The organism is Chryseobacterium shigense, assembly GCF_014207845.1.
Taxonomy (GTDB): Bacteria; Bacteroidota; Bacteroidia; order Flavobacteriales; family Weeksellaceae; genus Chryseobacterium; species Chryseobacterium shigense_A.
The window spans coordinates 1,818,317-1,832,288 of the sequence record NZ_JACHLC010000001.1 but is presented as its reverse complement, the minus strand read 5'-3'; the positions used below and the strand labels follow the sequence as shown (position 1 = coordinate 1,832,288).

At 37.2% G+C, this 13,972-nt stretch carries 14 protein-coding genes; 3 read left to right on the top strand and 11 right to left on the bottom strand.

Translation table 11 applies throughout. From position 1 onward, the window contains the following. Positions 1–90 precede the first annotated feature (90 nt). Complete coding sequence (locus HNP36_RS08410; protein WP_184158511.1) at positions 91–501, bottom strand: winged helix-turn-helix transcriptional regulator; 411 nt, start codon at positions 499–501, stop codon at positions 91–93. 90 nt (positions 502–591) lie between these two features. Between HNP36_RS08410 and HNP36_RS08405 the strand changes: the two genes are divergently transcribed. Next, on the top strand, positions 592–1,122 hold the full coding sequence (locus tag HNP36_RS08405) for an NAD(P)H-dependent oxidoreductase (protein WP_184158513.1): 531 nt from the start codon (positions 592–594) through the stop codon (positions 1,120–1,122). A 1-nt stretch (position 1,123) separates the two neighbouring features. Here HNP36_RS08405 and HNP36_RS08400 read toward each other — a convergent pair whose 3' ends face one another. From HNP36_RS08400 to HNP36_RS08385, 4 genes are all read right to left on the bottom strand, one after another. Then, positions 1,124–1,894 carry a hypothetical protein gene (locus HNP36_RS08400; RefSeq protein ID WP_184158515.1) on the bottom strand — a complete coding sequence of 257 codons (771 nt, stop codon included), beginning with the start codon at positions 1,892–1,894 and terminating at the stop codon, positions 1,124–1,126. 6 nt (positions 1,895–1,900) lie between these two features. Further along, on the bottom strand, positions 1,901–2,401 hold the full coding sequence (locus tag HNP36_RS08395; protein WP_184158517.1) for a DUF2199 domain-containing protein: 501 nt from the start codon (positions 2,399–2,401) through the stop codon (positions 1,901–1,903). 38 nt (positions 2,402–2,439) lie between these two features. Next, on the bottom strand, positions 2,440–4,026 hold the full coding sequence (locus HNP36_RS08390; protein WP_184158519.1) for a patatin-like phospholipase family protein: 1,587 nt from the start codon (positions 4,024–4,026) through the stop codon (positions 2,440–2,442). 133 nt (positions 4,027–4,159) lie between these two features. Beyond that, complete coding sequence (locus HNP36_RS08385; RefSeq protein WP_184158521.1) at positions 4,160–5,059, bottom strand: CorA family divalent cation transporter; 900 nt, start codon at positions 5,057–5,059, stop codon at positions 4,160–4,162. Between the two features lie 73 nt (positions 5,060–5,132). On the opposite strand from HNP36_RS08385, the gene HNP36_RS08380 reads away from it, so the two are divergent. Continuing rightward, the gene (locus HNP36_RS08380; RefSeq protein ID WP_184158523.1) at positions 5,133–6,155 is read left to right on the top strand and encodes a 3-oxoacyl-ACP synthase III family protein; all 1,023 of its coding nucleotides are present in this window, start codon (positions 5,133–5,135) and stop codon (positions 6,153–6,155) included. Positions 6,156–6,315: 160 nt separating this feature from the next. Here the strand turns inward: HNP36_RS08380 and HNP36_RS08375 are convergent, their stop codons facing one another. Continuing rightward, positions 6,316–7,476: a thioredoxin family protein gene (locus tag HNP36_RS08375; RefSeq protein WP_184158526.1), complete on the bottom strand. Its 1,161-nt coding sequence runs from the start codon at positions 7,474–7,476 to the stop codon at positions 6,316–6,318. A 287-nt stretch (positions 7,477–7,763) separates the two neighbouring features. Between HNP36_RS08375 and HNP36_RS08370 the strand changes: the two genes are divergently transcribed. Further along, complete coding sequence (locus HNP36_RS08370; RefSeq protein ID WP_184158528.1) at positions 7,764–9,386, top strand: helix-turn-helix domain-containing protein; 1,623 nt, start codon at positions 7,764–7,766, stop codon at positions 9,384–9,386. A 63-nt stretch (positions 9,387–9,449) separates the two neighbouring features. Here HNP36_RS08370 and HNP36_RS08365 read toward each other — a convergent pair whose 3' ends face one another. The 5 genes from HNP36_RS08365 to HNP36_RS08345 form a co-directional block, all read right to left on the bottom strand. After that, positions 9,450–9,701, bottom strand: a complete 252-nt coding sequence (locus tag HNP36_RS08365) for a hypothetical protein (RefSeq protein WP_184158530.1) — start codon at positions 9,699–9,701, stop codon at positions 9,450–9,452. A 212-nt stretch (positions 9,702–9,913) separates the two neighbouring features. Then, the gene (locus tag HNP36_RS08360) at positions 9,914–10,123 is read right to left on the bottom strand and encodes a hypothetical protein (RefSeq protein ID WP_184158532.1); all 210 of its coding nucleotides are present in this window, start codon (positions 10,121–10,123) and stop codon (positions 9,914–9,916) included. Between the two features lie 239 nt (positions 10,124–10,362). Beyond that, entirely contained in the window at positions 10,363–10,575 is a 213-nt protein-coding gene (locus tag HNP36_RS08355; RefSeq protein ID WP_184158535.1) for a cytochrome C551, read from the bottom strand. Positions 10,576–10,844: 269 nt separating this feature from the next. Next, a complete protein-coding gene (gene pruA, locus HNP36_RS08350) occupies positions 10,845–12,470 on the bottom strand; it encodes an L-glutamate gamma-semialdehyde dehydrogenase (RefSeq protein ID WP_184158537.1) in 1,626 nt (541 codons plus the stop codon). Between the two features lie 387 nt (positions 12,471–12,857). Beyond that, positions 12,858–13,967 carry a DNA topoisomerase IB gene (locus HNP36_RS08345; RefSeq protein WP_184158540.1) on the bottom strand — a complete coding sequence of 370 codons (1,110 nt, stop codon included), beginning with the start codon at positions 13,965–13,967 and terminating at the stop codon, positions 12,858–12,860. Positions 13,968–13,972: the final 5 nt, after the last annotated feature.

Below are 13,972 nucleotides of genomic sequence, written 5' to 3'. Positions count from 1 at the left end.
AGATTTGTTTGCATCAATAGGAATGGACTTTAGTCCGTTCAATAAAAACAAATGCAGTCCGGCTTTAGCCAAAATTTAGATTTACAGTTCCTATAGCTTAGAAACAGAATCTGCATTTTTCATATTAGAAACAGAATCTGCATTTTTCATAATTTCCTTATGCTCTTTGCCCCATTTTTCAAATTCTAAAATAATGGGCTTCAGTTTATAACCGATTTCAGTAAGTTCGTATTCCACGCGTGGCGGAACTTCAGCGTAAACCGTTCTGGTGATAATTCTGTCTGCTTCCAGCCTGCGGAGCTGTAAGGTGAGCATTCTTTCTGTGATATTGTTCAGGCGTTTTTTCAGTTCACCAAATCTCAGTTTACCATTGATCAGGTAACAGCAGATCGCAAGCGCCCATTGTCCGCCAATTGTATTGGATGCATAAATTTCCGGACATTCGTCGGCAAGAGCTTTTTTATTGGCAAAATTGGTTGATGTTTCCTTTATTTTAGTCATTACTTACATTTTTTATAGTACCATACAATAGGATACTACTGTCGGAAATGTAAGTTACGTATATTATTTTTGCTGAAGAAATTTAAAAAAATGAAAACATTAATCATAGTTATTCACCCCGATATCGAAAAATCGGTAATCAATAAAAGATGGATGGAAGAGCTGAAAAAATATCCTGAAAAGTATACCGTCCATGCATTGTACCAAGCATATCCGGACGGGAAAATAGATGTAGAGAAAGAGCAGCAGCTTTTGGAAAGTTATGATAAAATTGTTTTCCAGTTTCCGTTTTACTGGTTCAGCAGTCCGCCTCTTTTGAAAAAATGGTTTGATGAGGTGCTTCTTTACGGTTGGGCTTACGGAAGCAAAAGCGGCTATAAACTGGGAGGAAAGAAGATGACGCTGGCTGTTACGGCAGGTATTGACGAAGAAGGTTACAGCGCATCCGGAAAATATAAATATACCATGAATGAGCTTTTCCGGCCTTATGAACTGACTTTTGATTATATCAGGGCAGATTATAAAGAACCTTTCGTCTATTACGGAATTGAAAATGATCCTTCAGAAGAATGGGTGGGGAAAAGTGTGCCGATGTATCTGGAGTTTTTGGATACTCTGTAAACTAATAACAATGATCTTTGTAAATCGTACCCTGGTAGTTGCCGAGGTTGTTTTTAATATCTGATATGATACCGGGAATGTAGGTATAACCGTATTCGAAAAGATGTTCCATGGCACTCAGATCGTCCTCACTGCCCTGAAGGTAAGATCCTAAATGGGTATGAACACTGATCTGCAGGCCCGGATCTTTTTTTTCGAAATCAGAAAGTCCAAAATCTTTTTCAATTTCGTATTGGCAGGGATCTTCTTTGTATACGGCAATACTAAAGCATAAAGCAGCAAGATAGTTAATCATCAGCAGTAATTTCTGACTGCTTAAATAAGAGTCGTCATTATACCATACGAACTCTGCCGGATTTTGAAGCGGTAAATAAAAATCTGTGATCCCGTTATCAGTAAGTGAAAAAAATACAGGAATTTCATATCGGGTATTAAGGTTTCCGATGTTAATCATACCATATTCCGCAAAAATATTTTCATCACCCTGATGCTCATCCTGATAATACCAGGCAAACCAATCTAAAATGGCAGAAAATTCATCGTGTTCTAACGTAAAATACCCGTTTTGAAGCTTTTTTAAAATAGTTTCGTAATTGGCGTTGCGATAATCGAGATTATTTCTGTTGGCCATCAGGAAGCTCTGAAAAGTCCCGAAACTTTTATCGAGATCACTGTTGTATATTTCAGGAAGGGTAATGTCAGAAAGCTTTGGGTACAGCTTTTCCTGGATTTTACGGTTATCGGTTTTGTAAAGTGCTATGTATCCGCCCACTGTTGTTTAATTCTGATTTAAAACCCTGTTGATCCTTTCCTCTGCATCTTCCAGTGAAATTCCATTGTAGAAATCATGAACAAAAGGATGCTCAAAACTGTCATGAGGATAGATAAAAGGCCTTCCTGTCTTGTTATTAACAATTACATTGGCAGGAATACTTTCTTCAAAATCATAATCCGGGAAATAATTGGATAGCCAACCGAAATATCCTGTTTCATACTCTTTATTGTCATAATTTTCAGCATAATCGTTAAAGCTTTTTTCACTTAAAGAAACCCAAACTCCATATTCAAGATCCTGACAGTTATCAGTAACTTCCTGTACCAGCACAGCCCGGATAAAATAATTGGTTTCATCAGGATATTTTATAATGCATAAGTCCGAAGAGAGCTCAGCGCTTTCTAATTCTTCATCTGTTAATTGATGATAAATTGAAGGGGCATTATATGCTATTGCGGGCCAGTCTTCCATTTCCTTTCCGCAGCATTTGCAGATGTATTTCATAATAAATCGGTTTGGGTTCTAAAAATACTCAAAATTTCTTACCCCACCGTTTTCGTATCCTCCTCCTTCAAAATCTTTTTCTCTTTCATCGAGAGCATCATTCTTTCATACTTATATTTCTCCCAGTCAAACTGATTCAGGAAATCCAGAGCGGACTGAAAACCCCTGTTGAAAAGATCCTCTTTTTCTTCTTTTTTCATAAAGAAATTCAGCCAGCTGCTTGTTCCGCAGTTTACAGATTGGATGCTGTAAAGACGGTAAAAACTGTGTTTGGTTAAAAATGTTTTATCATTAAAACCTTTTAAAGTACTGATGATGTTTCCAGTGTAAGAAAACGGTGTTTTAAGAATTTCCTCACTGGTTTTCCCTTTCTCGGAAAGAATATCCGAATCACTCGTAAGCTGTACCCCGAAAAGCGGCATTCTGGGATAAAATACATCGCTGGCATGGAAAATGTCAATCGGGAAATTGGAAATACTTCCGCCATCAATAAAAATTCCGGCAGGGTAGATGTCTTCCGGTTTTGTATTCATCCAGAATTTCCAGGCATATTTCACGGAATCATCATCCTTATTGATCCTTTTCTGAAAAGGTTCAAAAAAGAACGGAACAGACATGGAGGCCCGCACAAATTCAGCCGGACTTATGTGTTTCAGTTCCTCTTCAGACCAGTATAAATTGGCCATTGTAGGAAGTTCTACCTTTATTTTGGCATTAATATCAGTAGTGATGACAACATATTCCGAACGGAGCTGGTAAAACGGATTGTTTTTGTAATAATCATTATTGACAGCACTTTCATAGAATATCCTGTAACGGGTCTGGTCAATATGTTCAAGATTTTTCTCTTTAATGGCTTCTATACTTTTCAGGGCAATTGTATAATATTCCCGGGTATTTCCATAACGATAGTTGAGGTGGAGACCATCCTCTTTCTGAATAAATTTATCATTAAGATCGGCTACTGTTTTAATTCCGAAACCGTCCAGAACACTTTCCATGGTATGTAAAAATGTATTCCCGGGATTGAAGCCGCTGTTCTGCTTTCGGAAATCATTATAAAACTTTTTAATGCAGAAAAAAACAATAATACCCGGAATTAATGGAACCAGGAAAAGAAGTTTGGCGTTAAGCGTTGTTTCAGGCTGTGCAGCAAAAGGAATAATGATCAGGATAACCATAATAATGGCTGCAATAATAGCATTGATCTTAAAGAAATCCTTATTGTTCAGGATAGCATGGATGGTTGTTTTTACATAAGTTTTCCCATCCATAAAATCTGCGAAATTCCAGCTGAAGAGAATGTCTTTAATCACTTCACTTTTAGCTTCTTCTTTAGTTTTACAGGCAGCAATAAGCATGGTATTGATAGCTCCTGCACTGGTTCCTGCCACTTTCAGGAAACGGACCCCGAAGATCTCCAGTCCATACAGATAACCTACCAATGCACTTCCCCAGACACCGCCTCCTTCCTGAACAAACTCTACATATTGGTTTCCCCGGGCATCAAGCAGGTCAGAAAACTCTTTGGAAGAAATATTTCCATGCAGTGCAAAAAGTTTCTCTTTGGATTCCCGGGAAAGAACATTTTCTTCAAGGATTTTGTTTAATATTTCGGTTTTCATGACGGTTTGGTGTTTAGTTGTTTTTGATTAAATTCAAAGGAACTCCGTTTCTCCTATTGTTAAACATACAAAATAACCAGGAAGTCTTCCACGGTTGCCAACCGAAACCTGCCAATTTAATAGTATTCTGAAACTACCATTGCTTGCGTCTTGCGTAAATAAAGGTGCAGATCACTACCAGAGCCATAATGCCTAATGTAATAAAATAACCGTATTTATGATGAAGCTCAGGCATATTGTCGAAATTCATCCCGTAAACACCGGCAATAAAGGTAATTGGCAAGAAATAAACCGAGTAGATCGCCAAAACTTTCATCACCTGGTTGGCTTTCTGATCAGATAAGGCCAGAAACATTGAAATCAGGTTGGTAATCTGAATATTCAGGTGGTCAAAGTCCGCAACTACATCTTTATGTTTATCTTTTAAATCAACGATTTCGGAATCCTGAAGATTCAATAATTTGAATTTGTCTACAGCATCTGTAGAAATGGTCAGCACTCTTGAATTCAGTCCTGATTTTCTTTTCAGCTTATACAGCCTTCTGATCTGGTTGGTATGGTTTGTATTTTTAAGGAAAATTTCGTTTTCAATATTGTCCATGGTTTCCAGAAGACTTACAGATTCATCATCGAAACTTTTCATAACCAGCAGGGCAATCATCAAAGCAACTTTTGAGGGTGAAACTTCCGTCTGCATATCGGCAAGCTGTTTCTTTGTCTCAGAAATGCTTCTGGTTTTCATTCTGTGAATAGTAATGATGGTATTTTCCAGCAGAAAGATCCCTATTTTTGTGCTGATATCGCTTATGGTGTTAAGGTTTTTCCTTTCCAGTTCCGTGCTTTCGCGGAGGAGAAAGAATTTTATATTGCCGTCCTCTTCATACTTCGGAAGGTGGTTCGGGTCCATCGTATCTTCCAGGAGAAGATTATTGATTTCATATCTTTCATGAAGAAATTTCAGGTCCTCCGCTGTGGGAGCCTCTACATCTACCCATTCACACTGGGAGTCTCTGTATATCGTGTCGATTGGCATATAATAAAAATACTAATATTTTGAAAAACTATGTGTTAAATAATTTTATCTTTGCCAAAATTAAAAAAACTATATGATTAAAAGTACAATAAAAGGGATTGGATTTTATGTTCCAGATAATGTTGTTACGAATGATGATTTAGCAAAGTTGATGACCACCAATGATGAATGGATTACAGAAAGAACGGGTATCAAGGAAAGAAGACACAGAAAAAACAGAAACGATTCTCAGGAAACTACAGCATATTTAGCTTTTAAAGCTTCTCAGAAAGCTCTTGAAAAAGCAGGTCTTACCGCTCAGGATATAGATTATATTGTTTTTGCCACACTTTCCCCGGATTATTATTTCCCGGGTTGTGGTGTTTTGCTTCAGGATATGCTGGGCTGTGATACCATTGGTGCTCTGGATGTCAGAAACCAATGTTCAGGATTTGTATATGCTATGAGTGTGGCCAATGCTTTTATCAAATCAGGAACGTACAAAAATATACTTGTGGTAGGAGCAGAGATCCATTCTTTCGGACTTGATTTTTCGGATGAAGGAAGAGGAGTTTCCGTAATTTTCGGAGATGGGGCAGGAGCTATTGTGCTTTCCGCAACGGAAGATGAAAATGCAGGGGATATTTTAGCGGTGAATATGCATTCTGAAGGTAAATATGCTGATGAACTGTGTACCCAGTTCCCGGGTTCCAAATTCGGATGGAGCGACAGAATGAGAAAAGAACCTGAAAATGTTACCAATAAGGAAGTATATCCTATCATGAACGGTAATTTCGTGTTCAAACATGCTGTGACAAGATTCCCTGAAACGATGCAGGAAGCTTTGAATAAAGCCGGAAAAACTATTGAAGATCTTGATATGTTTATTCCTCACCAGGCAAACCTTAGAATTGCCCAGTTTGTACAGCAGAAATTCGGACTTCCAGACGAAAAAATCCGTAATAATATCCAGAAATACGGAAATACAACGGCCGCTTCTATTCCTATTGCTTTAAGTGAAGCTATTGAAGAAGGAAAAATCAAAAGAGGAGATCTTGTGCTTCTTTCCGCATTTGGAAGCGGATTTACATGGGGAAGCGTACTTTTTGAATACTAATTTTAGCAAAATAGCAAAATAGAGAAATAACTGAATAACCAACTGATAATTCCCCTCCTCCGGAGGGGTGGTAGATCGAAGATCTGACGGGGTGGTTAAAAATAAAAAGACTCGGCCGGGCAAAGCCCGGCCGAGTCTTTTCTTATATTAATAACATCAACTAAAGGCTTTTCAGCAATTTCTCAGTATCCGTTGAATCCTGTCCTGTGCTTTTAGCCAGCTGAACAGATTTTTCAGCCCAAATCTTAGCATTTTTCTTATCTCCGATCTTGTTGTAAAGATTAGCCAGAGTATCAGTGTTGGCGTAATTTTCATCTTTCTTTACAGATTCCTGGGCCCAGCTTACTGCTTTTTCCAATGAAGCTTTACTGCTTACGTTTTCAAAAAAATTCCAGGCCAGTGAATTTAATTCTTCCGAACTTGCAGCGGAAAAATCTTTATACAGTTCCAGCGTTAATTTCTCATAGGTTGGAACATCTTTATCCTTTAAAGCTCTGCTTGCCTTTGCTCTTTTTAAGATCTTTTCAGCTTCATCTTTCGTCAGGAATTTTTGTGATTCTGTCAGGAAATAATTGTCATTCCATGACTTTGAATCTGCATTGTAAGACTTTTTAATAGCGGTATTTATTTTTACATTTTTGTCGAATCTTGCGTATTTTTCTTCCGGGAATAGCTTGGTAATTTCAGATTTTTTTGACTGAAATACTTTATATAACGGACTTTCCGTGCTTTGTATCCCTGAAAGCAGCATCTGTACATCTTCCTGATCAAATGCGGTTTTCTGCTGGAAATAACGGTCCAGTACTCTTCCTGCAAATTCCGAATCGTTATAGATAGTGAGACCAGCCAGATTCTTTAAAAATTCAGGATCTTTTTCCCCGTTTTCGAATTTTTGCTTTAAAGCGGTAAGCCTTTTACTTGGATCTTCAGCATCTTTAGCAAACTGTATAAAATCTTTTTCCTCCACATAGCCTAAAGTTCTGTGTACTTCTTCCCCGTCACCATTAATGAAGAGATAAGTGGGAAATGCTTTTACATTATATTTCTTGGCAAGACCTATTCCTTCTCCCTTTTCCATATCAATTTTTGCATTGATGAAGTGGGAATTATAGAAATCTCCAACAGTTTGAAGCGGGAAAATATTTTTTACCATCAGTTTACATGGCCCGCACCATGATGCATAAGCATCTATAAATATAAGTTTGTTCTCTTTTTTTGCTTTTGCCAGTATAGCAGAGAAATTACTGTCTTCAAATTTAATTCCCTGTGCGAATGCCAGGGCTCCTATAAATATTGAAGAAAATAGTGCTAATTTTTTCATAAAAACTTTTTATTGATTACAAATGTAATAATTATGTTAACAAATAAGTCGGGTCAAAAAGAAAATAGTTACGGATATTAATTTTAATATATAATAAATCTATTTAAAGTGATAATTAACAAAAGTTGTTATTAAAATAAATGATATGTGATTTTTTAATTGAAAAAATTAAATGGTTGAAGAATATTTTAATAAAATATAAAATATTAGTAGCTTTGTAAAAAACAAAAAGACACTTCATGAGAATGATGAATTATTATAAAATCAAAATAATAATTTACTTTTTTATGTCTAAAAGTCTGCTGAAACTTTTGTTTTTGTTCATTACCGCTGTCCCCATTCTGGCTCAGAAAAAATATAATTTTGATCAGATCTGCGAAAGGACATTTGTGCAGATAGCACAAAAAGATATTCCTAAAGCTTTAAAAACTGCTGATTCCTTATATATGAAGGCACAAAAACCTTTGGATAAGGTAAAAAGCCTTTTACTTTCGGCCGAGCTTTATCATTCCGCCGGTGAGTTTAAAAAATCTGTATGCTATGGTGAAAATGCTCATTCGCTGTTGAGCCAGGTTAACGATGCAGAATGGTTTTCCCGTGTCAATGAATTTCTGGCAAAAGAATACCGGCTGGTTGGCCTGTTTGAAAGATCAAAGAAATATACGCTGCAGGGAATGGAGGCTGCAAAACATATCCGGGATACTCAAAAAAGGGGAGAAGTAGTGGGTTTGCTGAACCAGGAAATGGCTTACTACGAAATTGAACAGGGCAGCTATCCGGAAGCAGTGAAGTATATTGAACTTTCACTGAATTCTTTTGGTCAGGATGATATCCAGGGTAATATCCGTGCCGTGGCAGCTTCTTACCAGCTTCTGGGAGATGTATACTTTAAGCTGAAAGATTACACGGCTTCTGAGAATTATTACAGGAAAGCAGAATCGATGCTTAAAAACAGATGCTGTATTCTCGGCCTGGTGTATAACGGGTTGGGAGGTATCCGCCTGAAACAGAAAAACTGGAAAGATGCTGAGTTCTATCTGAAAAAAGCTGAAAATATAGCAGACAGTTCCAGAAGTCTTAAGCTGAAAAAAGCTGTGTATTCCAACATCAACGATTATTATGAAGGGACAGGGGATAATTTTAAAGCTTCCCTTTATGCCGTGAAATATGTAAAAGCTTATGACAGTCTTACAGCCAGAAACCGTGAGTTCACATTTAAAAGCCCTGAAATACCGAAGCCAAATAAAAAAAATGCCAGGATCAGTATTGTTAAAAATGCAGCAATTATTATATTGGCTGGAGCTCTTATAATGATTGTTATTTTCTTCAGAATCAAGCAGAAAAAGCAGCGGGCAAAATTCAGGAATATTATAAGAACACAATTCAGGATGAGCAGTCCCGGCAGTGGATCTTCTCCTTTAAAAACAGCACATTCCGATTTCTCCAACATTTCTGTGGAAGAAGTAGACGACAGGGCAGAAGAAGCCGATAAACCCAGAAATGAATCACTGATGACCTCCGAGACAGAATGCAAACTTCTGGATCTTCTTGAAGAGTTTGAAAAAGGAGAGCTGTACAATAATAAAAATATGTCTTTATCGTTTCTGGCTGCAGAACTTAATACGAATACAAAATATCTGTCTTACGTAATCAACAGGCATAAAAGTTCTGATGTAAAAACATATGTTAACCGTTTAAGGATTAACTATATTGTAGACAAGCTTATTAATGATGATAAATACAGACAGTATAAAATAAGCATCCTTGCAGACGAATGCGGTTTTTCTTCGCACAGTAAATTTGCATCAGTATTTAAAGCGGTAACAGATTTTTCTCCTTCCGCGTATATTAAATACCTGGATACTGAAAATCAATCAGGCAAAAATATTCATTTTCAGGAAAACAATTAAGAGGTACTGTGTTTGTATGGATTCTGTCTTTTCATTTTCGTGAAAATGGCTAACCTATTGTTTTTACGTAAGACCTTCACATCTATATCTTTGCGCCAGCTTTATGGGGAAAGGTATTTTGCCTTTGTCACTCATTTTAATCTCTGATTTCCATAAAGCAGAACAGCGTTCGAACCATAAGCCATGAAAACTTTTAATAGTCCTTAAACAGATGGTAATTACGGAGTATTTTTCTATTGCTGCTTTGGTAATACGGCCCTGGATATCATTGTGAAGGAAACGACATGTTCGAAGCTGAGGGGGAATTTCCCCCAAAGCTTTTTCAGGGAGGTAACGTTGTCTTTAAGATTGTTGAAATTTAAACAAGATATAAGAATGATGGCAGAAATGATTATCTGATACCAAATACTTTTATTAAGAAGGTGAGAGCCGGTAAAATATTTATAATATAATCGGGGTTGATTGCCCGGTTTTTTTCAGTCAAGTTTTTTTAAGTGCAAATCCGCAGCAATGCCGCGGATTTGTTTTTATTTTGCCTTCAGACTGTCTGTTTTTATTTTGGCGGTATCCTGGGTAACCGGGGCCGGTTCAGAATTGGCAACAGCCGAATCCCCCATTTTATTCCTCAGAGAATCCTTATTGTGCTCTTCTTTGAACTCTTCTCTTTTTTCTTTATTCTGGGCGCAGCTTCCCAAAAATAATATTCCCAAAACAGCTCCTGTCCATAATTTTTTCATAATAATTAATTTTGATGTTTAATACTATCAAATATAAATAATATTACTGTCATTTTATACTTGTTGGTTATATATTCTGTATTGAAAGTATTTTGTTTGATAAATTATATAAATATTGAATTTTTGAAACATATTAATCTTACAGCATGCTTGTTTCGGGCCTGTGCAATCTGAATAAAAAAATCCACAGAACTTTCATCTGCGGATTTTCCATTTTTAAATTAGACTTATTGTTGTATCTATTTAGTCTGAGGCACGGTTGCCGTTGAATCTATCTTAATCCTGGTTGTATCGGTTGTCATCTTTGTAGAATCCGTTGTAGTCGGTATTACGGTTTTGGTATTGTTTACTGCTGTTGAATCAGCATTACCGGATGACATGGAAGATTCTTTGGTCCCGCAGCTCACAGCTATTATTCCTAAACCTGCGGCTGCTATCAAAAACTTTCTCATAATATTTTATTTTTGGTGTTGTTGTTAAAAGTTCAATAATTGTTCCTAACCGGTATTATAAAGTATTAAAACATAGATAAAGTTTGTTAAAAGGTGTTAGGGAGAAAGGTATAGGTTGCAGGTGATAGGTAATATAGGGATTAGGGTGTTAGTTATACATCGTATAAAATAAAAATCCCCGAAAAATATAATTTTCAGGGATTTTATGATTACTCATTGCTCATTACAGATTACTCATCATTGAGCAATGGTTGTTTGCTGGCTGATTCCTATCCAAGGTATGGATATTTATAATCTTTTGGAGAAACAAAAGTTTCTTTGATGCTTCTTACGGAAGTCCATCTCAACAAGTTCATCTTGGAACCTGCCTTATCATTCGTACCTGAAGCTCTTCCACCTCCGAAAGGCTGCTGTCCTACTACCGCACCAGTCGGTTTATCATTGATGTAGAAGTTACCTGAAGCATTTTCTAAAGCTTTAAAAGCCTCATTAATTGCGTAACGGTCTTGTGCAAAAACAGAACCTGTCAACGAATAAGGAGAAGTGGAATCTACCAGTTTTAAAGTCTCTTTCCAGTCCTGATCTTCATATATATAAACAGATAAGATAGGGCCGAAAATCTCTTCAACCATACTTTCATAATGAGGATTGGTTGTTTCAATTACAGTTGGGTGTACAAACCATCCTTTAGAATCGTCAACTTTTCCACCTATGGCTACTTTAGCTTCACCGGATGCATTCGCTCTGTCGATATAACCTTTACATTTCTCGAAAGAATTCTTGTCGATTACCGCATTCACGAAGTTGGATGGATCTTCAGGAGAACCTATTTTAATAGAATTTATCTGGGTTTCCATTACTTTTTTCACGTCAGCCCAAAGAGATTTAGGAACATAAGCTCTTGAAGCCGCAGAACATTTCTGCCCCTGGTATTCAAAAGAACCTCTTACCAAAGCAGTTGCTACAGCTTCTACATTAGAAGAAGGGTGAGCGATTACGAAGTCTTTTCCACCAGTTTCCCCAACGATTCTCGGGTATGTTCTGTAATTATGGATATTATCACCGATCATTTTCCACATTCCCTGGAATACTTTTGTAGAACCTGTAAAGTGAAGGCCTGCAAAATCAGGATGTGCCAATACTTTTTCAGCCGTTTCTTTTCCATCTGTGAATATCATGTTGATAACTCCTGCAGGAAGACCCGCCTCAATTAATACATCCATGATTACTTTCGCAGAATAAACCTGCTTGTCGGAAGGCTTCCAGACTACAACATTTCCAAGCATGGCCATACATGTAGGTAAGTTTCCGGAGATCGCAGTAAAGTTGAACGGAGTTACTGCAAAACAGAATCCTTCCAATGGTCTGTACTCTACACGGTTCCAGATTCCGCTGTCGGAAACCGGCTGTTCAGAATACATTTCAGTCATGAATTCTACATTGAATCTCAGGAAGTCGATGAATTCACATGCAGAATCAATTTCAGCCTGGTGAACATTTTTAGACTGCCCGATCATCGTTGCTGCGTTGATCACATCTCTGTAAGGCCCGGCCAAAAGGTCAGCTGCCTTCAGGAAAATAGCTGCACGGTGTTCCCAGCCCAGTTCGTTCCATTCTTTTTTAGCTGCCAGTGCCGCGTTGATAGCGTCATCTACATGCTGCATGGTACCTTTATAGTAAAATCCGAAATCGTGAGCATGATCCTGAGGAGACTGAAGCTGAACTTTTTCGTTGGTTTTTACCTCCTTTCCGTTAATGATCATTGGGATTTCCGTCTTTTCAGCCCACATCTTTTTGTAAGTGGCGATAAGGCTTTTAACTTCTGGAGATCCCGGTACATAAGAATTTACCGGCTCGTTTACTGCAAATGGTACTTGCGAAATTGCTTTTGACATATTATGTTGTATTATTTTAAAATTAATCCATATGTTGGTATACAAATTTACAATAATTAACGCAAAGAAAAAAAAACAGCTTGCCTCTGTAAAAAAGAACTTTTTACTGATTTATATTCAAAAAAATAAAGTTTTTATTATTATTTAATAATGGAATGTGATCAATATTTGCATGATTTTTTAAATTCACAGCAAAGTATATAGCTTTAAAACAATTAATTAAATTTAATGACCAGAAATAATACTATATAGTATTGGCAGTTTTAATAAATGCCTGATAATCTCCTGAAAAACTAGAGTGTTTTATAACATAAAACGAATCAAATATTAAAAATTAAAACCCCTAACTTCAATAACTTCCCTCTTCATGCTCCCATCTTCCATACTTCACTGCAACTTTTCTTTTTCCAGGATTTTCAGCACAAGTTTTTCTTCCTGGGTCAGGCCTGCTTTTCCGTCATTTTCCTCAATTTGTTCGAGCTCATCCAAGTATTTTTTGATCGTATTATTTTCATAAAGATTGATTACCAGGGGATGTACATAATATTTTCTGCACACTGTACTGGTGTTCCCCAGATGTTCGGCTACAATCTCTAAAGCTTCTTTCACTTTCTTTTTATATTCGCTGTTGCTTTCGGCATAGCCTATCTCTTTAAAGGCAATCAGGGCACTTACGGTTCCCGACCATGTTCTGAAATCTTTAGCTGTGAAATCTTCTCCGCTTATTTCCTTAATGTATTCATTTACCATTCCTGAATCTACCGAATGACGGTTTCCTTCCTCATCAAAATACTGGAAAAGCTCTTTGCCGGGAATATCCCTGCATTTTTGCACAAGTTTTGAAAGTCTTCTGCTCCTCAGGTCAATAGTATGCATGATGCCTTTTTTACCTTTAAATGAAAAAGTAATCTTTTGACCTTTAATTTTTACATGCTTGTCCTTTAAAGTTGTTAACCCGAAAGAGCCGTACAGCTTTTCATACGCATTGTTACCAATACGGATATTGGTATGCTGCATTAAACTAACAATTAATGCCAGAATTTTCCTTTTCTCAAAATTTCGTAAGGCAAGGTCCTGCTCCACATGAAGCCGGATTTCAGGGAGGGCATATCCGAACTGAAGCATTCTGTAAAATTTGGTATGATTCCTCAGAGCGCTCCATAAAGGATGATAGCGATACTGTTTTCTGTGTTTTACATCAAAACCCGTAGCCTGAAGATGGCCATTATCCAAAGCACAGATCCAGACATTTTCCCAGGCGGGAGGGATGACAAGCTTATTGATTCTGGTAATTTCGTCTTTGTCCTTAAGTTTTTCGCCGTCTTTATAATAAGAATACTTTTTTCCGGTTTTTTTCCTCGTAATCCCTTCAGTTTCCGCATCGGTGGTATATACAAGATGTACCGCCTTTGCGGAGGCCTCAGGATCCTTCATGATCTTCACAATCTTTGAAGGCTTCAAGTGGGAAATAATTTCCAGATCAGTATTCTTCTCCATAAAGA

Bases quoted from the DNA above. Each gene is read 5' to 3' on its own strand.
- HNP36_RS08345 (WP_184158540.1), bottom strand. From the start codon at position 13,967: ATGGAGAAGAATACTGATCTGGAAATTATTTCCCACTTGAAGCCTTCA.
- HNP36_RS08395 (WP_184158517.1), bottom strand. From the start codon at position 2,401: ATGAAATACATCTGCAAATGCTGCGGAAAGGAAATGGAAGACTGGCCC.
- pruA (WP_184158537.1), bottom strand. From the start codon at position 12,470: ATGTCAAAAGCAATTTCGCAAGTACCATTTGCAGTAAACGAGCCGGTA.
- HNP36_RS08410 (WP_184158511.1), bottom strand. From the start codon at position 501: ATGACTAAAATAAAGGAAACATCAACCAATTTTGCCAATAAAAAAGCT.
- HNP36_RS08390 (WP_184158519.1), bottom strand. From the start codon at position 4,026: ATGAAAACCGAAATATTAAACAAAATCCTTGAAGAAAATGTTCTTTCC.
- HNP36_RS08375 (WP_184158526.1), bottom strand. From the start codon at position 7,476: ATGAAAAAATTAGCACTATTTTCTTCAATATTTATAGGAGCCCTGGCA.
- HNP36_RS08380 (WP_184158523.1), top strand. From the start codon at position 5,133: ATGATTAAAAGTACAATAAAAGGGATTGGATTTTATGTTCCAGATAAT.
- HNP36_RS08360 (WP_184158532.1), bottom strand. From the start codon at position 10,123: ATGAAAAAATTATGGACAGGAGCTGTTTTGGGAATATTATTTTTGGGA.
- HNP36_RS08370 (WP_184158528.1), top strand. From the start codon at position 7,764: ATGTCTAAAAGTCTGCTGAAACTTTTGTTTTTGTTCATTACCGCTGTC.
- HNP36_RS08405 (WP_184158513.1), top strand. From the start codon at position 592: ATGAAAACATTAATCATAGTTATTCACCCCGATATCGAAAAATCGGTA.
- HNP36_RS08355 (WP_184158535.1), bottom strand. From the start codon at position 10,575: ATGAGAAAGTTTTTGATAGCAGCCGCAGGTTTAGGAATAATAGCTGTG.
- HNP36_RS08385 (WP_184158521.1), bottom strand. From the start codon at position 5,059: ATGCCAATCGACACGATATACAGAGACTCCCAGTGTGAATGGGTAGAT.